We start from the raw sequence: 19,808 nt of genomic DNA, 5'->3' as shown, positions 1-19,808 counted from the left end.
CTGATGATATGGTGAGGCGGCGGATCGTACCGGACGTGAAATGATAACGCTTCTGTCTCGTCGCCTTGTCGGTCTGATTGTCACGCTCGCTGTCGTCTCGCTGCTGATTTTTGCGGTGATGGATCTGCTGCCGGGCGATCAGGCCTCCATCATGCTGGGCACGTCAGCCGCACCGGAAACGCTCGCAAGCCTGCGTCACGAGCTTGGGCTCGATGAGCCGCTCCTGTGGCGCTATGGAGAATGGCTCGCTGGCGTATTCCGCGGAAACCTCGGCCAATCCTACACCTACGGTGTGCCGGTTGCCGGCCTGATTCTTGAGAGACTGGCGGTTACGCTTCCGCTGGCGCTGATGGCGATCATGCTTTCCGTCGCCATCGCGATCCCTCTCGGTGCCCTTGCGGCGGCGCATCGAGGCGGATTGCCTGACGCTGTCGCTTCGATATTTTCGCAGATGGGCATCGCCGTTCCGGGCTTCTGGGTGGCTCTACTGCTGATCATGCTGTTTTCGACGGCGCTCGGCTGGATGCCGGCCGGAGGTTTCCCGGGTTGGAACGCCGGCTTCCTGCCAGCCCTCAAAGCGCTTCTTATGCCCGCGGTGGCGCTCGCATTACCGCAAGCGGCGGTCCTGACACGCGTCACGCGGTCTGCCGTTCTGGAAACCCTGCATGAGGATTTCACGAGGACAGCCCTTGCCAAGGGATTGTCGAATCAGCGCGTCCTGTGGCGGCACTCGGTGCCGAACGCCCTCGTTCCCGTTCTGACGATCCTCGGCCTTCAGTTCACCTTCCTGGTTGCTGGCGCGGTTTTGGTCGAGAATGTCTTCAACCTTCCGGGCCTCGGTCGCCTTGCCTATCAGGCGCTGTCGCAGCGCGACATCATCGTCATGCAGGACGTCGTCCTGCTCTTTGCAGGGCTCGTTATCGTCATGAACTTTATCGTCGATCTCTCCTATCTGGCGATCGACCCGCGCCTGCGGAAAGGCGTTTGACATGGCGCCGATCGCCTCCAATCCAATAGGCCTCAAGCGCCGGCGATTTGACATTAGCCGGAGAATGAATTTGGGCGTCGGCGGCGGCGTCATCACCCTTCTTGTCGCCGTCGCGGTGCTGTCGCTGGTCTGGACGCCGCTGCCACCAGCGAAGATGCAGATCATTCACAAGCTGCAGCCCCCTTTCGCGTTCGGCGTTCTCGGCACGGACCAATTCGGCCGCGATGTCCTCTCGATGCTGATGGTCGGCTGCTGGAATTCCCTTTCCATCGCCGTTGCCGCCGTGGCGATCGGCGGGACGCTCGGTTCGATCGCCGGTATCTCGGCCGCTGCCGTGCGGGGCGTGTTCGAAACGTTGCTGATGCGCGCCTGCGACGTCGTTTTCGCGCTGCCGCCGATTCTTTCGGCGATGATGCTGGGCGCCTTTCTCGGTCCCGGCCGGCTTACTGCGATCGTTGCCATTGCAACGTTCATGATTCCCGTCTTTGCCCGCGTTACGCTTGCCACGGCCCTCCAAGCCTGGAGCCGGGACTACGTGCTCGCTGCCCGCGCAATCGGAAACAGCCGCTTCGTGATCTCCGTCCGCCACGTACTCCCGAACATCATGAGCCAGATCATTGTCCAAGTGACGATCCAGTTGGGCTTGGCCGTGCTGACCGAGGCCGGGCTCAGCTTCCTTGGCCTCGGGATCGCACCACCCGCCCCGACCTGGGGCCGTATGCTGGCCGACGCGCAAACCTACCTGGCGCTCGCGCCATGGCTGGCCATCCTGCCCGGCCTTGCCATCGCACTCTGCGTCTTCGGCTTCAACATGCTTGGCGATGGGCTGCGCGACATGCTCGACCCGCGCGAGACGAGTGCCGTCAGTGTTCGAAACCACAGGTCCGGATGAGAGCGCCATGTCCGAAACCGACTTGACGATCCACGAATTGAGGCGGCGCTTCGCCGATCGAAGCCTGTCTCCGCTTGAATATTGGCTGGCGCTGGAACGACACATTGAAGCGTGGGAGCCTGCCATCTGCGCGCTCTACGCCTATGACCCGGAGGCGGCGCGCAAGCAGGCGCAAGCGTCAAGCGACCGATGGATGAGGGGAGCAACGCTTGGGCTCCTCGATGGCATCCCGGCGACGCTGAAGGAACTGATCGCTACCAAGGGGCAGCCGGTGCCGCTCGGGACCAAGGCGGTCGAACTGCAGCCTGCGACCGAGGATGCGCCGGCCGCGGCCAGGCTGCGCGAGGACGGCGCGGTGCTCTTTGCGAAGACGACCTGCCCGGATTACGGGATGCTTTCCTCGGGTCTTTCCAGCTTCCACCCCCTAAGCCGCAATCCTTGGGATACCACCCAGAATCCCGGAGGATCGAGCGCCGGGGCGTCTGCTGCGGCCGCTGCGGGCTATGGGCCCCTGCACATCGGTACCGACATCGGTGGTTCGGTGCGCTTGCCGGCAGGCTGGACAGGGATCTTCGGCTTCAAGCCGAGCCACGGTCGCATCCCGATCGATCCGTTCTATGTCGGCCGTTGCGCCGGACCGATGACGCGTACCGTCGAAGACGCGGCCAACGCGATGGCGACGCTCTCGCGTCCGGACTGGCGCGATGGCACCAGCCTCCCTCCAGCGGATCTCGATTGGATGGATCTTGAGATCGATGTTCGCGGATTGAAGATTGGGCTGATGCCTGATGCCGGCTGTGGCCTCGCGGTCGAGGACGAGGTGCGGGCGGCCGTTGAGGCTGCCGGCCGACGTTTTGAGGAGGCCGGCGCGATTGTCATCCCTGTTCAGCCTGTTCTGACGCGGGAGATGCTGGACGGGTTGGATAGCTTCTGGCGTGCGCGCTTCTGGGGCGAAATCGAGAAGCTAAGCCGTGAGCGCAGAAAGAGCATCCTCCCCTACATTTACGCCTGGGCCGAGGGCGGCGCTTCCGTAAGCGGCGTGGACGCCGTCAGGGGCTTCAATCAGACGATTGAGATGCGCAGGAGTTGCGGTAGACTGTTCACGAAGGTCGACGCCGTGATTTCGCCAACCAACCCTATCGTCTCCTATCCGGCCGATTGGGCTTCGCCGACGAACGATCCCGCGCGTCCCTTCGAGCACATCTGCTTCACGGTGCCGTGGAACTTGTCCGAGCAGCCCGCCGCCTCGATCAATTGCGGCTTTTCGCGATCAGGGATGCCGATCGGGCTGCAGATCGTCGGCCCCCGCTTCGATGACATGTTTGTCTTGAAGCTGTCGAAGGCTTTCGAAACGTGGACGGGCGGGATCAGGTCATGGCCGAAGCCGCCGGTCAGATGAGCGGGCGGCGATAGCCTGTCGGTTGCTCGTAGAGCCAGCCGATGCGCTTGATGGCATCCTGGAGGTTTTCGCGAGCCACGGTCATTGTATGGCCGTTGGCGTGGATGATCGTTTCCGGATCTTCCAGGATGGCGACGTGCCCCTTCCAGAAGACCAGATCGCCTCGGCGCAGGTCGGCCCGGTCGATCGGCTCGCCAAGGCCCGCCGCCTGCATGTCGGTGTCGCGCGGCACGCTTTGTCCCGTCATCAGCATCGAGAGCTGAACGAGGCCCGAACAGTCGATGCCAAGTCCGGAGCGGCCACCCCAGAGGTAGGGGGTCTCAAGAAACCGGCTTGCGACGTCGACATAGTCGCCACCTTGGGCTTCGCCGATCGGCCGCACGTGCTTTGCGAAGATCGCCGTGCCGTCTTCCAGCATCACATAGTGGTTGCCGCGTGTTTCTGCCTCACCGACAATCCTGACCCGGCTGCCCATGGATAGGATGGATTGGTACGGTTTGCGCAGCTCCGCCTCTTGATAGAGGAAAGTTCGCTGGACCGTGACGACATGTGTCGGCGCAACAAGCACGTCCGAAAGGGCGGTCTCCGGCAGATAGCCGACATAGTTGTCGCCGCTGGCCTTGACCCAGCACCATCCGTCGGCGCGATCGTAGACGGTGACCTCCTCTCCAAGGAGCAGCTCGGTATCGATTCCCTTGGCGAGATCGGGCACGGGCCGCAAACCAATGACCGGCACTGCCACCCGGGCCGGTGTGCCGGCAACGAAGCGCAGGGCTTCCACACGTCCTTCCAGCCCCGCCTCGGCGAGATCCGGTCGGTAGGCATGCAAGCGGCGATCAAGCATCGTCATTGTATCCCTTTCACGGCGTCAGGCGGCGACCTTGGTCGCGCACGAGATCGCCAAGCTTTTCCAGATAGAGCGCCCCTCCGACGGTACGCTTTATCACGACATTTCGCCGGTCGCGTTCGTCGCGCACACGGTCGACCAGACCCATTTCCCCCATTGTATCCAATGCCCGGGTGATGACAGGCTTGGTCACGTTGAGCGTCGCAGCTAGGCCGCGCACGGTATGCGGCGGCGGCACGAGATAGATATGCAGCAGGATCGCCATCTGGCGCAACGTCAAATCGCGATCATCAAGTCTGACCTGATTGAGCGTCACACCATGCCACAGGCCCAATGCCTGCGAAGCCGTCAGTGCGATCGGCATGGCTCCTCCGGAAACTCGTTACGCCCCGCGTTCCATTTTCCGGCACGTGGTCGCGCAACGCAATGGGGCGGCAAATCTGCCGCCCCAAAGGGTGAATAAAATTTTAACGATCGCGTTAACGCACACTTTGCCGAATGTGGTGATAGAGCGCACGAATGGCCTGCGCCTCGCCGCCACCGGGGGAGTGGGGTCGTTCCGATGGCGCCCAGCCGTAGATATCGAAATGCGCCCAGCTCGTGGCGCTGGAAACGAAGCGCTTGAGGAACAGGGCGGCGGTGATTGCACCGGCCATGCCGCCCGCCGGCGCGTTGGTGACGTCGGCAAATTTGGTGCGGATATCTTTTTCATAGCCGGCATAGAGCGGCAGTCGCCACAGGGGATCGTCCGTCTCAAGGCTTGCTTCGGTCAGGTCCTGGGCGAGTTCGGCATCGTCGGTAAAGAAGGGCGGCAGGTCAGGGCCGAGAGCCACGCGCGCCGCACCCGTCAGCGTCGCCATGTCGATCAGGAGGTCGGGCGCTTCCTCATCAGCGTAGGCAAGCGCATCCGCGAGGATCAACCGGCCCTCGGCATCGGTATTGTCGATCTGCACCGTCAGCCCCTTGCGGCTCCGGTAGATGTCACCCGGGCGGAAGGCATTCGACGAGATCGAGTTTTCGACGACGGGAATGATAACCCTGAGATCGACCTTGAGCTTGGCGTCCATGATCATCAGCGCCAGCCCCATGACATTTGCCGCACCGCCCATGTCCTTCTTCATCAGCAGCATCGAAGACGCCGGCTTGATGTCGAGACCGCCGGTGTCGAAGCAGACACCCTTGCCGACAAGCGTGATCTTGCGGTGACCCTTCTTGCCCCAGCGCATTTCGAGCAGGCGCGGCGCATCGGCGCTCGCGCGGCCGACCGTATGGACCAGAGGGAAGTTCTGCCGCAGATCGTCACCGCTGACGACATTGATTTCCGCCTTGTAATGGGCGGCAAGCCCGCGGAAGGCGGCTTCCAGTTCGTTCGGTCCCATGTCGTTAGTCGGCGTGTTGATCAGGTCACGCGCCAGGAAGACGCCGGCAAGCTGTCGCTTGATATCCGCTCCGTCAGCATCGCGCGGGATCATCAGCGTCGGAGCGGACGCCTTCTCCGACTTGTACCGATCGAAGCGATAGCTGCCGAGGCCGAAGCCAAGCGAGAGACGGTTGGCCGTCAGCGGTGCGGTTTCGATGTGCCAGTCGCCGGCCGGCAGCGTGCGCGCAAGCTTACCGGTAATGTAAGGTTGCTCGGACGGATTGGTGCCGAGCCCAAACAACGCGCCCCCGAGATGACCGTCCGATGTTGGAATGAGCAGCAGTGAGCCGCTTTCGGCCTTGTATCCCGCCTTCTTGGCCCAATCGAGCGCGATCGGGTCGATCGTGCCGGTTTCAATATGTGCCGGTGTGACGGCAAAGATCGGCAGGGTCGAGCCACCTTTGGTGTTGAACGGGGTCGGTCTCTCGATGAACTGATAGGGTGCCATGTGTTTCCTTCGGGGCAAGTCCGGGAATCGCGTCTTAACGGTATGTTAGGGTTAACAGACTATTGCTGGAGTGAAGATTGCGTCAAAGCCTTTCCCTGTTCCGCTTTGAGGTCAGACGCCGATTCGGATCTCAGGGACACATGATGCCTGCTTCGGCTAATACTTCGCTCAAAACCCGAGTTTTTCAGGGCGCTGCGACCGCGCTCGTCGCGCTGGCACTCGCCGGCTGCACGACAACCAAGGATCGGATGACGACGGGATCGGTGCCGACCCTCGCCAAGCCGGTCGAAGCGATGAACGAAGCCGAGTTGCGCAGCTCGTCCGAGCGTGTCGGACAGGCCTACGAAAAGAACCCGCGTGATGCCGTCAACGGCGTGAACTATGCCAACCTCTTGCGCATGCAGGGCCGCGACGCCCAGGCGCTGGCGGTCATGCAGCAGGTTGCCATTGCCAACCCGACTGATCGAACCGTGCTCGCGGCCTACGGAAAGGCCCAGGCTGCCGCCGGTCAACTACAGCAGGCGCTTGATACGATCGGTCGCGCTCAGACGCCGGATCGTCCAGACTGGAAGCTCACATCGGCGGAGGGCGCGATCCTCGATCAGCTCGGCCGCTCTGCCGAAGCGCGCCAGCGCTATCGCGAAGCGCTCGACACCCAGCCGAACGAAGCATCGATCCTGTCGAACCTCGGTATGTCTTATGTTCTGACCGGTGACCTCCGAACGGCCGAGACCTATCTGCGTCAGGCCGCAGGCCAGCCCACCGCCGATAGTCGGGTCCGTCAGAATCTGGCGCTCGTCATTGGCCTTCAAGGCCGGTTCCCGGAAGCGGAAAAGATTGCGCGTGGCGAGCTTTCGCAAGAACAGGCCGACGCCAACGTCGCCTATCTGCGCTCGATGCTGTCACAGCAGAATTCCTGGCAAAAGCTTGCGGCCAAGGATAGCGGTAGCGGTCCCACCGCCACGAACTGACGTTAGCGGCCAGCTAGCCCCGAGGTGACAAGCTGCACGCCGAGGCCGGCCATGACCGTCCCTGCCAAGCGATCGATCCAGGTCTTCGCAGCGAGGTAGAGCCGCCTCGGGTGGCTGGCCGAGAATGCGAGCGCGACGATCGTGTACCAGCCGGCTTCAACGGCAAACACGCCGATCGGCAGCGAAAAAATCAGTCCAAGCGGAATCGTCTTCGGCAGCAGGGCTGCGAAGATACTGGCGTAGACGACGATCGCCTTTGGGTTGCTGAGCTGTGTCAGCAGAGCGGTGGTGAAGCTGCGGGCGAGTGAGCGATGGTCGCTTGCCGCGTCGCCGATATGGATCGGCTCGCGCGCGCCACGCCAGATCTTGAGGGCGATGTAGACGAGATAGGCGCCGCCCGCCACCTTCAGCGCCAGATAAAGCCATCCGAATTGCGCAAGCAGTGCCGTCAGCCCCGCCAGCGCCAACACGCTGAAGGCAACGCCGCCAATGCCCATGCCGAGTGCTGCCGCAAGCCCGTCCAGACGTGAACGCGACATTGCAATGCGTGAAACGAGGACAAAGCTCGGACCGGGGCTCATCGCCCCTATCGAAAGGGCGGCAATGATACTCAGGAAGATGCTTACAGACGACATCGTGGGCTCCAGCTGACTCGGAAAACGCCCGACCCTATGCCCAATGCGTGTAGATCGCCAGCCTCGTCGAAATACTAGAAGCGATCCGCGACCTGGATGCCGGCTGGCCCGAGGATGACGGCGACGAGAACCGGCAGGAAGAACAGGATCATCGGCACCGTGAGCTTCGGGGGAAGTGCCGCAGCCTTCTTCTCTGCCTCGTTCATGCGCTCGTCGCGGCCCTCCTGTGCGAGGACGCGCAGCGCCTGTGAAACCGGCGTGCCGTAGCGATCCGCCTGGATCAGGGCCTGGGTGACGGACTGCACCAGTGGGATCTGCGTGCGCAGGCCGAGGTTCTCAAGCGCAACCCGCCGATCGGGAAGGAAGGAAAGCTCGGCGGTCGTCAGAATCATCTCTTCCGCCAGCGCCGGCGAGGCCTCGCCGAGTTCTTCGGATACACGACGCATGGCGGCCTCGATCGAAATACCCGACTCGACGCAGATTAGCATCAGGTCGAGCGCGTCGGGCCAGGCACGCTTGATCGAGTGCTGTCGCTTTGACATGCGATTGGAGATGAAAATGTTCGGTGCATAGAAGCCCACATAGGCGATGCCGAGCGTCACCAGGAAGCGCATCGTCGTTGGCTTTTCGGCCAGATGATCGAGACCAAAGACCCAGAAAACTGCGAGGCCGAAGAACAGGAACGGCAACAGGAAACGCGCGACCAGGAACATGTTCAAGGCATTTTCGGAACGAAACCCGGCTGCCCGGAGCTTGTTCATGGTGTTCTCGTCGACCAGTGCCTCGCGAAGGTTGAACTTCTCCACGATCTGTCGCACTGAGCGGTTGTTCTGGGTACGAAGGGAAGCTTTCCCGGCAGAATCGGTGTTCATCCGCGCGCGTTCGCGAGCGCGAATCTGCTCGCGCTCCGTCGATACGGCCTTCATGCGCTTGTTGAGGTCGCCGCGCTCGAAGAACGGGACAGCGATTGTATACAGGCTGGCGAAGACAGCGATCGCCACGAGCACTGCGATCAGCATGGTGGGGTCTGTCAGTTTGGTCGCGAGGTCAGATGACACGCCTGTTCTCCACTAGATGTCGAAATTGACCATGTTGCGCATGACGAAAATGCCGATCGACATCCAGACCGCCGATATACCCATGATCAGGTGGCCGCGAGGGTCGGTGAAGAGGATCAGCATGTATTCCGGCGATGTCAGATAGACGAGGGTTGCAACGATGAACGGCAGCGCGCCAATGATGACGGCCGACGCCTTTGCTTCCATCGACAGTGCCTTGACCTTCGCCTTCATCTTCTTTCTGTCGCGCAGGACCTTTGCGAGGTTGCCGATGGCTTCAGAAAGGTTGCCGCCTGCCTGCGACTGGATCGCAATAACGATTGCAAAGAAGCTGACCTCCTGCAGAGGCATGAAATTGCTCATACGTGCACAGGCATCGGGTACACTGAGGCCTACCTGCTGCGATTCGACGACGCGGCGAAATTCGCTCTTCACGGGATCCTTGCCCTCATTGGCGATGAGCCGGATGGCATCGTTCAAGGGCAGGCCTGATTTGATCGAGCGTACGATGACGTCGAGAGCGTTGGGAAACTCATCGAGAAACTTGTTTTGCCGCCGCTTGATCAGAAAGCCCAGTACCCAACGCGGCATGCCAAGTCCGGCAATGATCGGCAGACCGAGTACGACCATGACAGGCGCATCGGCAAGGAAGGCAACAAACATCAGCACAAGGCCAGCAATGGCGCTGAACATGTAAAACCGCCCCGGCGTGGTCTTGAGGCCGGCCTGGGTCAGCCGCGACTTCAGCGACAGCTTCCTCTTGGTGTTTTCCTGCTGGCGCTTCTCAAGGTCCTTCAGGTTGTCCTGCACCGATTTCCGGCGCTTCGACATTTCCTGGACGCGGTCGCGGGCTGCCTTGACACCAGCCTTGTCAGCCTCCGCCGAAGCGACGCGGTTGACGCGATTGGCCGACTTCTTTTCGGTTTCCATCCGCGTGAAGAGAAGGCCATAGCAAACGGCGCCAGCCGCAATGGCGGCAAGCGCGACAATGGCCAACACAACAGGATCGAACCCGAACATCTCACTAATCCTTGGATTTCGCTTCCATTTCGTCGAGTGCCGCGGCAAGGCGCTTTTCTTCGTTGAAGTAGCGCGCGCGATCCCAGAAATGCGGCTTACCGATACCGGTCGACTTGTGCCTGCCGATCAGCTTACCCGACGCATCCTCGCCGTCGATTTCGTAGCGCATCAGGTCCTGGGTGATGATGACGTCGCCTTCCATCCCGATCACCTCGGTGATCTGCGTGATGCGACGCGAGCCGTCGCGCAGGCGGGCCGCCTGGACGATGATGTCGATCGAACCGGAGATGATCTCGCGCACGGTCTTTGCCGGCAGCGTGAAACCGCCCATCGCGATCATCGACTCGATACGACTGAGGCATTCACGCGGCGAGTTCGAGTGGATCGTGCCCATGGAGCCATCGTGACCGGTGTTCATTGCCTGCAACAGGTCAAAAACCTCCGGTCCGCGCACTTCGCCGACGATGATTCGTTCCGGACGCATACGAAGGCAGTTCTTGACGAGATCGCGCATGGTGATCTCGCCTTCGCCTTCGATGTTCGGCGGCCGGGTTTCGAGGCGTACCACGTGCGGCTGCTGCAGCTGCAGTTCTGCCGTGTCTTCGCAAGTGATGACGCGCTCGTCCACGTCGATGTAGCGGGTGAGGCAGTTGAGCAGCGTCGTCTTGCCCGAACCGGTACCGCCCGAAATGACGACGTTGCAGCGGACGCGGCCGATGATCTGGAGAAGCGTCGCTCCCTCAGGCGTGATGGCGCCGAAGCGAACGAGCTGTTCGAGGTTCAGCTTGTCCTTCTTGAACTTGCGGATGGTGAGTGCCGGCCCGTCGATCGCGAGCGGAGGCGCAATGACGTTGACACGGGAGCCGTCGGGCAGACGGGCGTCGCAGATCGGACTTGATTCATCGACGCGGCGGCCGACCTGGCTAACGATGCGCTGGCAGATCGACAGCAGCTGTGAGTTGTCGCGGAAGCGGATTTCGGATTCGATGGTCTTGCCGCCGACTTCGATGAAGGTTTGGCCGGCGCCGTTGACCATGATGTCGGCGATATCGTCTCGGGCGAGCAGCGGTTCGAGCGGGCCGTAACCGAGAACGTCGTTGCAGATGTCTTCGAGCAGTTCTTCCTGCTCGGAAATCGACATCGCGAAGTTCTTGATCGTGATGATGTCGTTCACGATGTCGCGGATTTCTTCGCGCGCGCTTTCTCCGTCGAGCTTGGCAAGCTGCGACAGATCGATCGTATCGATCAGCGCCGAGAAGACCTGCGCTTTCGTGTCGTAATATTCATCCGTGCGGGTCGGGCGCTTGCGCTGCGGCGTCTGCATCGGCGGCGGCGGAACCTGCTGGCGCGGGGGCTCGCGCTGCGGCTCGACCAGAATCGCAGGGGCAGACGGGGAGGGCTGTGAAACCGGCGGAGGCGGCGCGATGGTGCCGCCCGCCTTGCCAAAACCCTCGTTTCCGCGTTTTCCGAACATGCCTTATTCCAATCCGATCTTGGCGGGCGTCATTTGCGCTTCAGCAGGCCGAGCAATCCGCCCTTGCGTGATTTCTTGATGGCAATTCGCCCGGTCACGATGTGCGATATCTGCGAGAATGTTTCCGCCGTCGGTGACTTTGCATCCATCTCCGAAATCATCCGGCCACTGTTGGCCGCGTTGCCGAACAGGTTGGCATCGAAGGGGATGATCGCGATCGGATCGGTTTCCAGCGGACCGCAGAAATCGGCCGGACTGATCTCCGGCCGCTTCGGCATCCCGACCTGATTGAGGATCAGATGCGGCATCTTGTCGTTGGGCCGCATCTTGCGCAGCGCATCCATCATGTTCTTGGTGTTGCGCAGGTTGGCAAGATCGGGAGACGCGCAGATGACGACCTCGTCCACGCTGGCCAGCACCGAGCGTGTCCATTCCGACCAGGCATGCGGTACGTCGAGCACGGTGACGGGGGCGTTGCGCTGCAGGACCTCAAGCACGGGCTGGAACGCCTGTCCTTCGAAATCATAGGCGCGGTCGAGGAGGGAGGGGGCCGCAAGCAGCGACAGATGCTCGGAGCACTTCGTCAGCAGGCGATCGAGAAACACCTCGTCCAGGCGTTCCGGCGCATAGACCGCTTCCGCGATGCCCTGCGTCGGGTCCTGGTCGAAATCGATATTGGCCGTGCCGTAGGGCAGGTCGAGGTCAGCCAGGATCGTTTCGGTCGAAAAAAGATTGGAGATGCCGAAGGCGCAATTATGAGCGATCGTTGAGGAACCGACGCCGCCCTTGGCGCCGATGAAGGCGATGCTGCGGCCGAGCGGCTCGGCATCAGGGTCGACGAAGATCGTCGCCATCGCCATCATGATATCGGGCATGGCGACCGGCTGGACCATATATTCGGAAATGCCGTTGCGCACGAGTTCACGATAAAGCGCGATGTCGTTATGGTAGCCGATGATGATGACTTTGGTGGACGGGTCGCAAACGGTGGCAAGCGGCGCCAGCTCGTTCAGCACACTTGCTGATACCGTCCTGGTTTCGAGAATGATCAGATTGGGCGTCGGCGCAGTGGCGAACATGTTCGCGGCCGCGGCAATGCCACCGCTGGTGATGCGCAGGCTGACCTTCGACATGCGGCGGTCATGGCTGCAACGCTCCATCACACGCTGCAGTTCTTCGCTTTCGCAGAAGGCGTGGACCGATATGCGGGGCAAGGGACGCATGTTCTCGAGCTCGGCCATACGAACGGCGTCTTCTGCGTTGCGCAGCTCCGTCGTATTCTTGATCTCGTATTCGACTGTACTCATCGTTCGGTCCTAAACTGATCAGAAGCTGTTGGAGCTGCTGGTGACGTCTTCAATCGTGCTTGTCGTTTCGCGATACTCTTTGATTGCGGCGTTGCGGCGGGCCGCATCAATCGGGGTCATGCCGCGAGGCGCGATCAGGTCTTCCGGGTTTGCCACTTGTGCAGCCAGGTTGTTCTGCGTTGCACAACCAAAATTGTAGTAATTCTGGTTGGTGAAATCGTTGATGATGTCTCTCGGCCATTGACCGCACTGCGACGTCATTGCTGTCGTGCCGACGAAAGTCAGGCGAATGGGCGCTGCGTCACCCGCGCCGGCCGCTCCGTAGGAACTGTTGACGATCTTGGAACTTGCGATGCCGCGGGCGGAAAGCTCAGCGCGTACCTGACCCCGCAGCTGCCGTGCTGCCGCCGCATTCGGCGATCCCTCGGGCGTCAGCAGATAGACCGGCCCGGTTGCCCGCGATGTGTAATTCTGCGCGAAGCCGCGGATCATGTCGCGCTGGGCGATGTTGAGGCGGCGGTCTGTCGACGCGACCGGGATATCGACCGATTGCTCGGCTTCGGCAACCACGATCGGGTGTCGCTGGCGATAGTCGTCGGGAATGCCACCGGTCGTCAGTTGGTCATGGGAGGCACAGCCGGAAAGCAGGGCGGCAGCCACCGCGATAAATGTCAGCAGCGAATTCGAACGGCGGGAATCATGTGCGGTGTTCTGCATGTGGGCCATCGGCTGATCTCTGTGTTGTGCCATTGCTGATCCTGCCGCGCTCATTTGTAGATGAACCCGATGGAGCCATGGAATTGCGCGTCGGCGACGGGCGTTTCACGGCCGCCGTAAACCTTGTTGACGCGATTGAGCAGGAAGGTCGCCGCGTCGTTTTCCGGGCTGAAGTTGTCGTCCGGGCGGCTGAGCTGATCGCGAGCAACCGGGCGAACGAGATAGGGTGTTGCAATGATGACAAGTTCGGTCTCATCACGCTCGACAGTGCGCTGCCGGAACAATGTGCCAAGCAGAGGGATCTTGTTGACGCCCGGCGTGCCGTTCGAGGTCTGCAACACGTTGTCGCGGATCAGCCCAGCAAGCGCGATGGAGCCACCCGAGGGAAGCTCGACGGAGGTCTCGGCCGAGCGGCGCTGGTAGGTTGGCGTTGAGCCGGAAACGGAAGGGGCGGGCTCCGATACGTTCGTCTTGATTTCCAGGCTAATACGACCGGAGGAGAGAACGACCGGCTTGAAGGCGAGATTGATGCCGTAGTTATAAGGAACGATCGTGACGTTGCCGTCATTGTCCGTGGTCGAATACAGCACCTGGCCGCCGGAATTGAAGGTTGCTGCCTGGCCGGAAATCGCCGTCAGTGTCGGCTCGGCCAGCGTCTTCACGACCTTCGCTTGTTCAAGCGCGTTGAGATAGGTCGAGATATCGTATTTTCCGATCGAGCTCTTGAAGAGGGCCGCTAGGCCGCCGCCAACGATCGCGGCGGCGCTGTCGGAGTTCGGGGAGCCGAGCTGGGCAACCGAGAGACCCTTGGAATTGGAAACGAGATTGTCGAAGCCAAGCTGCTTCAGTACCTCTCTGCGAACTTCCGCGATGGTGACCTTCAGCGTGACCTGGTCTTCGCCCTGGATCTGCAGCAGATTGACGACCTGTGAGGTCTGGCGGCCTTCGGCGAAAAGGGCCACCGAACCGTCTCCGCCAGAAGCGGTGGCTGTTTCCGTACGCGTTGTTGCTTCGCCGCCTTTCAGGAAGGCTTGCGCGAGGTCAGCGGCCTGAGCCGCGTCTTGCGGCGTGCGAACTGTGCCGGTCAGCACGATATTGTCGGACACGATCTCGACTTTGATGCAGGAGTCGGGGATGAAGCGCCGGAGATTGGCCTCCAGGCCGGCGACGTCGCGTTCGATCGCGATATCGAGACTGACGATCTGCTGCCCATCGGCGCCGAAAATGAATATGTTCGTCTGGCCAACCTGCTTGCCGAACAGATAGATGCGCCGCGAGCTACGGGTGACCGCGTCTGCCATGGAAGGGTCCGAGACGAGGATGTCATGTGCATCGACCGGAAGGTCAACGACAATCGCCTTCTTCAAACCGAGCTTCAGGCTGCGGTGTGCGCCAGGTCCAGCCTGGGTGATGTTAACGATCCCATCGGAAACCGCGTACGCAGCTCTTGCACCGAGAACAGGAGCGAGAACGCCCGGAGCGGCGCCCGTGAATGCGATCGCAAAGGACAAGCAACCTGCCATCAAGGGCTTTGTGTAGCGCTTCAAATTGCCCATTCCCATTTCCTTTACTCGGCCTTCGGCGCACTGCTGCTGTCTGTGACGATTGAGCCTGATTTGATGACTTGCACGATGGCGCTGCCATTATCGCCGCTGAGGAGGTAGTCAGCAGCGCTCGTATCCTGTTCCTGGGCGTCGGCAACGGAACGCAATGCCAGCGACAGCCGCTCAGCCATTTGCTGGGCAACCGCCAGCACCTTGGTCTGGTCGGGGGTTAGCTCAAGCGTTGCGGTGGTCCCGACCACGGCTTTCGAGCCGTCTTCCTTTTCCTGGATCTGCTGGTCGATCGCGAGTACGCGCACATTGCTGAGCACAGTCTCGGTCAGATATTTGTCGGCTTCCTTCGACTTGCGGACCATGATCACGTCGACGCGGTCATTCGGCAGGATGAAGCCGCCGGCACCTGTCGCAACCGAAATCTCGGTTGCGACGGCACGTTTTCCGGAGGGCAGGAGGGAGGACAGGATGCGGCTGTTCGAATCCGCGATCTTTTCCGCGCGGATGGGCTCGCCCTCGAAAATCGGCAGGCGAACGACAGCGCCCTGCAGGTCTTTCAGGGCATCTGGCTTGTCGGTTTCGGTAATGAAGCCCTGGACGACGCCGCTCTGCGGCCAGGCCATCCAGTGAACGGCTTTATCATCCAATCGTGCGCCGACTGGGAGGTTGGCACCGGAGACCAGTATTTTGACGGTCGGCTCTTTCTCGACGACTGATTTGACCTTGGTGACAACGGAGCCACGACCCGCGAGGCTCATCGCCAGCACGCCAGCAAGGCCGGCCGCAACGACAGCGACTCCTAGTATCAAAAGGCGGGCGGGCTTCATTAATCGTTCCTCAGGGATTCGCAATACCCGAAGAATGGCCTGCAATTGGTATAATTATAGTTAATGAAAGCCTTCGATTTTAAGTTAACGGAGGATTAACTTGCCGTTACTTCAGGCCCTCAAGTGCCATAAGAAAAAGCGGTGAAGAGGGAAAGGCCACGAAGCCGCCGATCGCGATCGCGATGCCATAGGGAATCTTCTTAGCGAGCAGGATAGAACTCGGAACCGGCAGCCCAATTGCAAGGATTGTATTTGCCTGTGTGCGAATAATCAGGATCACCAGCGTTGCGAGACCGCCAATGATGCTTACAAAGATGAGGAATTCGACGAGCGCGGGATTGAACCCAAACCAGAGCGATGTCGCTGCAAGCAGCTTTGCGTCACCGCCGCCCATGATGTTGAGGGCGAACAGAGCAAAGCATATGCCGAGAACGGAAAGAGCGGCGACGACATGCATGCTGATTAGCGAAAGGGGCATTGCCGTCAGTGGCGCTATGATTGCAAAGGCAAGTGCAAGAATTATCGATGCCCGATTCGGGATCGTCATCGTAAAGAGGTCGGAGAATGCCGCGATGGCAAGGCAAAGCGGGAAGACTACGAGGACTGCAGCTACGATCATTGTGCCACCGTACTAAAGACAAAAGGCTCACCCGTTTGTGTGCGAGTGAGCCGTTTTTGGTTGGCGTCGGGCGCCTGGGCGCAAAACGCCGATTACGGCGTACCCGTCTGCGCTGCAGCCTTCGTCGCGGCATCTTCCATGCTGCCGGAAATGCCCATGAAGACAGTGTTCAGTTTGCTGCCCACTGCGGTTGCTCCGGTGATCAGCGCAACAGAGATAAGCGCTGCGATCAGGCCATATTCAATTGCGGTCGCGCCGGATTCGTCCTTGAGAAAACGGCTAACAAGCTTGGTCATGGTAACTCCTAACTCCAGTTGATGTTCAGCAGTCCGCCAACTGTTGCCGTTGATCGGATTGCAACAATTTAGCGCGGGCCTGTTTCCATCAACTTAAAGAGTTAGGTTACCGTCCGGTAAATTATGACCGATGCCTGAGGATGGTAAGTATTCCCTATCGCAATTGTTAAGAGTTTTATAGAAAAGTCCTGCGCGCCCGGTAGTAAAGGCGTTTGATGCTAGGGAATGTCCTCGTGCCGATATTCGATGGCGGTGAAAAGGCTAATGCCCTCGAAGCCCCTGTCGCAATGTGGCTCATAAAACTGGTGTCTTCGATAAACCATAATAGGCTTAAGACTTCATTCACCAATTTTTCTCATGCTGCTTGGTGAAAATCGCCGTAACCCGAGAGAGAATCAAATGTCGCCGAGTGGCAAGAGGATCATCCTGGCCAGCTTTTTTGCCGCCCTCGGCCTTGGCGGATCCGCGCTCGCGCAACAGGACATTCTGCGGGTCTACATGGATCAAGCCCGCGTTCTGAAACTCGATCGTCCAGTGAGCAAGGTCATCGTCGGAAACGCCAAGGTTGCCGACGCAACCGTGGCGGATTCCAAGACGATCGTCCTGACCGGGCGCAGTTTCGGCACAACCAATCTTGTGCTGCTTGATGCGGATGGCAACGCAATACTGGATGAGAGCATCCTGGTGTCGATTGATGAGGCCAACACTGTTCGCGTTTTTCGCCAAACGGAGCGCTCTGTTCTTTCTTGTACTCCGAATTGCGAACAGCATAGCCAACAAGGCACAGAGACGGCAACGGCAAGCCAGCAATAGCTGCTGAGTATCCGCGAATTCCGTTAGACTTCTGATCCGGCTCAACGCACCCAACTTGCTGCCGAACGGCAGCACGATCACGATCAGCCACAGTCATTTCTTTCTCCCCGTGGGAGCACCACGATAGCGTGCGGCGATTGCTGACGCGTCAGCCTCGTTTGCCAAGTCCGCTCGGCCGTTATAAGGCTTGAGAAGTGGCCCGCGATGCGCGGGACGTCAATTTCCTGTCGCTAGGTGGTGCATGGCGCGAGCCTTTCTTTTCGTTCTGGACTCCTTTGGTGTCGGCGGCGCGCCGGATGCGGCAGCCTATGGCGACGAAGGCGCTGACACCCTTGGGCATATCGCGGAATTCTGCGCTGCCGGTGCGGGCGATCGCGAGGGATTGCGCTCAGGACCCCTCCAGCTTCCGAATATGTCGGCTCTTGGCCTGGTCCATCTCGCCAAGGCGGCGTCTGGTAGGTTTCCGGCCGGAATGCCGGTGCCGGAGAAGGTGTACGCGATGTACGGTTCCGCCAGCGAGGTCTCGCGTGGCAAGGACACTCCGTCCGGTCATTGGGAAATCGCCGGAACGCCGGTAACGTTTGACTGGGGTTACTTTCCGACAGAAGGCGATGCCTTTCCGCCGCAGCTTGTCGAGGCGCTCTGCAGGGCGGCCGACATTCCCGGGATACTCGGCAACTGCCACGCCTCTGGTACCGACATCATTGCCCGCCACGGCGAAGAGCATATCCGGACCGGAAAGCCGATCTGCTACACCTCGTCCGACTCTGTCTTCCAGGTTGCCGCGCATGAGACGCATTTCGGCCTCGACCGGCTCATGACCTTCTGCACGATCGCCCGGGCTCTGCTCGATCATTACAATATCGGCCGCGTCATCGCACGACCATTCGTCGGCGAAACCGCTTCCAAGTTTCAGCGCACCGGAAACCGTCGCGACTTTTCGGTGCCGCCGCCGGAACCGACACTTCTCGACCGGCTGGTCAAGGAAGGGCGCAAGGTCCATGCCATCGGCAAGATCGGCGACATCTTCGCGCATAAGGGCGTCTCGCGGGTGATCAAGGCCAATGGCAATGAGGCTTTGATGGACGCAAGCCTTGCGGCGATGGATTCCGCCGAGGATGGCGAACTGGTTTTCACCAATTTTGTAGATTTCGACATGGTCTACGGCCATCGCCGGGATGTCGCCGGCTATGCCGCAGCGCTTGAGGCCTTTGATGGCAGGCTTCCCGAAGTGGGTGGCAAGTTGAAGCCCGGCGACCTCGTCATCCTGACCGCCGACCACGGCTGCGATCCGACGTGGCGCGGCACCGATCACACGCGCGAGCGCGTGCCGATCATTGCCTATGGGCCGGGACTGCGTTCTCGCGATATTGGCATTCGTACCACCTATGCGGATATCGGCGAGACGATTGCCCGCCATCTGCGCATTCCGGCGGGCGCGCACGGGAGAAGCTTTCTATGACGTCGCATTTGAAGAAGGTCGAGCTGCACTGCCATCTGGAAGGAGCGGCGCCGCCGACGCTCACCTTGGCGCAGGCTCGCAAGTATAACATCGACATCAGCCCCTACCTCGCTGACGGCACCTATGTCTGGCATGATTTCGCGAGCTTTCTGGAGTGTTACGACAAGGTCTCGGAGGTCTACAAGACCGAGGAAGACTACGCACTGCTGACGGAAACCTATCTCGATGAGCTTGCCGCGGTCGGTACGATCTACAGCGAGCTGATCGTCTCCCCCGATCACGGCAAGCGGATCGGGCTTGGAGCGGATGCCTACATCGAGGGCGTGTGCGAAGGTATGCGTCGTGCAAAGGCGAAAAGCGACATCGAGGCACGCCTGATCGTCACCGGAGAGCGTCATTTCGGCCCGGAGAGTGTCATCGGTGCCGCCGAATATGCTGCCAAAGCGAAGAATCCGCTAATCACTGGCTTCAATCTTGCAGGCGAGGAACGGATGGGTCGGGTTGCCGATTATGCGCGCGCCTTCGACATCGCGCGCGATGCAGGCCTCGGCCTTACCATTCACGCCGGCGAGGTGTGCGGTGCGTTCAGCGTCGCCGATGCGCTCGACGTTGTCAGGCCTTCCCGGATCGGCCATGGCGTCCGGGCGATCGAGGACCTTGATCTCGTCAAGCGGCTCGCCGATCTCGGAACGGTGCTGGAGGTATGCCCCGGCTCCAATATTGCGCTGAACGTCTTTCCGGATTTCGCTTCTCATCCGTTGCGAAAGCTCAAGGCGTCAGGTGTTCGCGTGACGATCAGTTCGGACGACCCGCCCTTCTTCCATACTTCGCTGAAGCGCGAGTACGAATTGGCCGCCGACGCCTTCGGTTTCAGCGATGCGGCGATCAACGAGATGACCCGCACGGGAATTGAGGCTGCTTTCGTCGACGAGCCGACGCGACAGGCGCTCTTCGCCCGGATGTAATCCGGCTAGCCCTGGGGATCGATGCTGCAAAATTGCCTCCGCTCTTGCGGTGAAGGCAATTTCCATGGAAGAAACATCCGATAAGAACAACGAT

The 19,808-nt window shown here is 60.5% G+C and carries 20 protein-coding genes; 7 read left to right on the top strand and 13 right to left on the bottom strand.

Annotated features, from left to right (window positions below; genetic code table 11):
* The first annotated feature begins 40 nt into the window (after positions 1–40).
* From AC1DE4_RS02565 to AC1DE4_RS02555, 3 genes are read left to right on the top strand one after another with little or no spacing between them, the layout of a single operon-like run.
* Positions 41–988: an ABC transporter permease gene (locus tag AC1DE4_RS02565; RefSeq protein WP_477879728.1), complete on the top strand. Its 948-nt coding sequence runs from the start codon at positions 41–43 to the stop codon at positions 986–988.
* A gap of 1 nt (position 989) precedes the next feature.
* Complete coding sequence (locus AC1DE4_RS02560) at positions 990–1,880, top strand: ABC transporter permease (RefSeq protein ID WP_477879726.1); 891 nt, start codon at positions 990–992, stop codon at positions 1,878–1,880.
* A gap of 7 nt (positions 1,881–1,887) precedes the next feature.
* Positions 1,888–3,279 carry an amidase gene (locus AC1DE4_RS02555; RefSeq protein ID WP_062375611.1) on the top strand — a complete coding sequence of 464 codons (1,392 nt, stop codon included), beginning with the start codon at positions 1,888–1,890 and terminating at the stop codon, positions 3,277–3,279.
* Here the strand turns inward: AC1DE4_RS02555 and AC1DE4_RS02550 are convergent.
* From AC1DE4_RS02550 to AC1DE4_RS02540, 3 genes are all read right to left on the bottom strand, one after another.
* Positions 3,272–4,129 (bottom strand): C40 family peptidase, encoded by an 858-nt coding sequence (locus tag AC1DE4_RS02550; RefSeq protein WP_477879724.1) that lies wholly within the window; start codon positions 4,127–4,129, stop codon positions 3,272–3,274. The genes AC1DE4_RS02555 and AC1DE4_RS02550 overlap by 8 nt on opposite strands.
* A 10-nt stretch (positions 4,130–4,139) precedes the next feature.
* Complete coding sequence (locus AC1DE4_RS02545; RefSeq protein WP_062375618.1) at positions 4,140–4,490, bottom strand: MarR family winged helix-turn-helix transcriptional regulator; 351 nt, start codon at positions 4,488–4,490, stop codon at positions 4,140–4,142.
* A gap of 115 nt (positions 4,491–4,605) precedes the next feature.
* On the bottom strand, positions 4,606–5,994 hold the full coding sequence (locus tag AC1DE4_RS02540) for a leucyl aminopeptidase family protein (protein ID WP_477879721.1): 1,389 nt from the start codon (positions 5,992–5,994) through the stop codon (positions 4,606–4,608).
* A 143-nt stretch (positions 5,995–6,137) separates the two neighbouring features.
* Here AC1DE4_RS02540 and AC1DE4_RS02535 point away from each other — a divergent pair, with 143 nt between their 5' ends.
* Positions 6,138–6,965 (top strand): tetratricopeptide repeat protein, encoded by an 828-nt coding sequence (locus AC1DE4_RS02535; protein WP_025659781.1) that lies wholly within the window; start codon positions 6,138–6,140, stop codon positions 6,963–6,965.
* A gap of 2 nt (positions 6,966–6,967) precedes the next feature.
* Here the strand turns inward: AC1DE4_RS02535 and AC1DE4_RS02530 are convergent, their stop codons facing one another.
* The 10 genes from AC1DE4_RS02530 to AC1DE4_RS02485 form a co-directional block, all read right to left on the bottom strand.
* Entirely contained in the window at positions 6,968–7,600 is a 633-nt protein-coding gene (locus tag AC1DE4_RS02530; protein WP_477879719.1) for a LysE family translocator, read from the bottom strand.
* Between the two features lie 74 nt (positions 7,601–7,674).
* Complete coding sequence (locus AC1DE4_RS02525; protein ID WP_062375629.1) at positions 7,675–8,658, bottom strand: type II secretion system F family protein; 984 nt, start codon at positions 8,656–8,658, stop codon at positions 7,675–7,677.
* A gap of 12 nt (positions 8,659–8,670) precedes the next feature.
* Positions 8,671–9,678, bottom strand: a complete 1,008-nt coding sequence (locus tag AC1DE4_RS02520) for a type II secretion system F family protein (RefSeq protein WP_112642139.1) — start codon at positions 9,676–9,678, stop codon at positions 8,671–8,673.
* A gap of 4 nt (positions 9,679–9,682) precedes the next feature.
* Complete coding sequence (locus tag AC1DE4_RS02515; protein WP_477879716.1) at positions 9,683–11,152, bottom strand: CpaF family protein; 1,470 nt, start codon at positions 11,150–11,152, stop codon at positions 9,683–9,685.
* A gap of 29 nt (positions 11,153–11,181) precedes the next feature.
* On the bottom strand, positions 11,182–12,459 hold the full coding sequence (locus AC1DE4_RS02510; protein ID WP_477879714.1) for a CpaE/TadZ family protein: 1,278 nt from the start codon (positions 12,457–12,459) through the stop codon (positions 11,182–11,184).
* Positions 12,460–12,477: 18 nt separating this feature from the next.
* A complete protein-coding gene (locus tag AC1DE4_RS02505) occupies positions 12,478–13,209 on the bottom strand; it encodes a CpaD family pilus assembly protein (RefSeq protein WP_062375640.1) in 732 nt (243 codons plus the stop codon).
* Between the two features lie 17 nt (positions 13,210–13,226).
* Positions 13,227–14,738 (bottom strand): type II and III secretion system protein family protein, encoded by a 1,512-nt coding sequence (locus AC1DE4_RS02500; protein ID WP_477879711.1) that lies wholly within the window; start codon positions 14,736–14,738, stop codon positions 13,227–13,229.
* Positions 14,739–14,743: 5 nt separating this feature from the next.
* Positions 14,744–15,559, bottom strand: a complete 816-nt coding sequence (gene cpaB / locus AC1DE4_RS02495) for a Flp pilus assembly protein CpaB (RefSeq protein WP_477879709.1) — start codon at positions 15,557–15,559, stop codon at positions 14,744–14,746.
* Between the two features lie 106 nt (positions 15,560–15,665).
* Entirely contained in the window at positions 15,666–16,178 is a 513-nt protein-coding gene (locus AC1DE4_RS02490; RefSeq protein ID WP_477879707.1) for an A24 family peptidase, read from the bottom strand.
* A 92-nt stretch (positions 16,179–16,270) separates the two neighbouring features.
* Positions 16,271–16,474 (bottom strand): Flp family type IVb pilin, encoded by a 204-nt coding sequence (locus AC1DE4_RS02485; RefSeq protein WP_112642127.1) that lies wholly within the window; start codon positions 16,472–16,474, stop codon positions 16,271–16,273.
* Between the two features lie 399 nt (positions 16,475–16,873).
* Here AC1DE4_RS02485 and AC1DE4_RS02480 point away from each other — a divergent pair, with 399 nt between their 5' ends.
* The 3 genes from AC1DE4_RS02480 to AC1DE4_RS02470 all read left to right on the top strand — a co-directional run bounded on the left by AC1DE4_RS02480 (position 16,874) and on the right by AC1DE4_RS02470 (position 19,714).
* The gene (locus AC1DE4_RS02480) at positions 16,874–17,287 is read left to right on the top strand and encodes a pilus assembly protein N-terminal domain-containing protein (RefSeq protein WP_018855315.1); all 414 of its coding nucleotides are present in this window, start codon (positions 16,874–16,876) and stop codon (positions 17,285–17,287) included.
* Positions 17,288–17,528: 241 nt separating this feature from the next.
* Entirely contained in the window at positions 17,529–18,749 is a 1,221-nt protein-coding gene (locus tag AC1DE4_RS02475) for a phosphopentomutase (protein WP_025659790.1), read from the top strand.
* On the top strand, positions 18,746–19,714 hold the full coding sequence (locus AC1DE4_RS02470) for an adenosine deaminase (protein WP_477879705.1): 969 nt from the start codon (positions 18,746–18,748) through the stop codon (positions 19,712–19,714). Before AC1DE4_RS02475 ends, AC1DE4_RS02470 begins: the two co-directional genes overlap by 4 nt.
* The last annotated feature ends 94 nt before the right edge of the window (positions 19,715–19,808 follow it).

This window comes from Rhizobium sp. 10N414, from assembly GCF_056394785.1.
The sequence above is the reverse complement of the archived record's forward strand: the minus strand, read 5'-3'. Positions and strand labels throughout refer to the sequence as shown.

Excerpts from the sequence above, each read along its gene's own strand:
- AC1DE4_RS02530 (WP_477879719.1), bottom strand. The coding sequence starts at position 7,600 with ATGTCGTCTGTAAGCATCTTCCTGAGTATCATTGCCGCCCTTTCGATA.
- AC1DE4_RS02520 (WP_112642139.1), bottom strand. The coding sequence starts at position 9,678 with ATGTTCGGGTTCGATCCTGTTGTGTTGGCCATTGTCGCGCTTGCCGCC.
- AC1DE4_RS02475 (WP_025659790.1), top strand. The coding sequence starts at position 17,529 with ATGGCGCGAGCCTTTCTTTTCGTTCTGGACTCCTTTGGTGTCGGCGGC.
- AC1DE4_RS02480 (WP_018855315.1), top strand. The coding sequence starts at position 16,874 with ATGTCGCCGAGTGGCAAGAGGATCATCCTGGCCAGCTTTTTTGCCGCC.
- AC1DE4_RS02555 (WP_062375611.1), top strand. The coding sequence starts at position 1,888 with ATGTCCGAAACCGACTTGACGATCCACGAATTGAGGCGGCGCTTCGCC.
- AC1DE4_RS02540 (WP_477879721.1), bottom strand. The coding sequence starts at position 5,994 with ATGGCACCCTATCAGTTCATCGAGAGACCGACCCCGTTCAACACCAAA.
- AC1DE4_RS02490 (WP_477879707.1), bottom strand. The coding sequence starts at position 16,178 with ATGATCGTAGCTGCAGTCCTCGTAGTCTTCCCGCTTTGCCTTGCCATC.
- AC1DE4_RS02515 (WP_477879716.1), bottom strand. The coding sequence starts at position 11,152 with ATGTTCGGAAAACGCGGAAACGAGGGTTTTGGCAAGGCGGGCGGCACC.
- AC1DE4_RS02505 (WP_062375640.1), bottom strand. The coding sequence starts at position 13,209 with ATGGCACAACACAGAGATCAGCCGATGGCCCACATGCAGAACACCGCA.
- cpaB (WP_477879709.1), bottom strand. The coding sequence starts at position 15,559 with ATGAAGCCCGCCCGCCTTTTGATACTAGGAGTCGCTGTCGTTGCGGCC.
- AC1DE4_RS02545 (WP_062375618.1), bottom strand. The coding sequence starts at position 4,490 with ATGCCGATCGCACTGACGGCTTCGCAGGCATTGGGCCTGTGGCATGGT.
- AC1DE4_RS02550 (WP_477879724.1), bottom strand. The coding sequence starts at position 4,129 with ATGACGATGCTTGATCGCCGCTTGCATGCCTACCGACCGGATCTCGCC.
- AC1DE4_RS02500 (WP_477879711.1), bottom strand. The coding sequence starts at position 14,738 with ATGGGAATGGGCAATTTGAAGCGCTACACAAAGCCCTTGATGGCAGGT.
- AC1DE4_RS02510 (WP_477879714.1), bottom strand. The coding sequence starts at position 12,459 with ATGAGTACAGTCGAATACGAGATCAAGAATACGACGGAGCTGCGCAAC.
- AC1DE4_RS02470 (WP_477879705.1), top strand. The coding sequence starts at position 18,746 with ATGACGTCGCATTTGAAGAAGGTCGAGCTGCACTGCCATCTGGAAGGA.
- AC1DE4_RS02560 (WP_477879726.1), top strand. The coding sequence starts at position 990 with ATGGCGCCGATCGCCTCCAATCCAATAGGCCTCAAGCGCCGGCGATTT.
- AC1DE4_RS02485 (WP_112642127.1), bottom strand. The coding sequence starts at position 16,474 with ATGACCAAGCTTGTTAGCCGTTTTCTCAAGGACGAATCCGGCGCGACC.
- AC1DE4_RS02565 (WP_477879728.1), top strand. The coding sequence starts at position 41 with ATGATAACGCTTCTGTCTCGTCGCCTTGTCGGTCTGATTGTCACGCTC.
- AC1DE4_RS02535 (WP_025659781.1), top strand. The coding sequence starts at position 6,138 with ATGCCTGCTTCGGCTAATACTTCGCTCAAAACCCGAGTTTTTCAGGGC.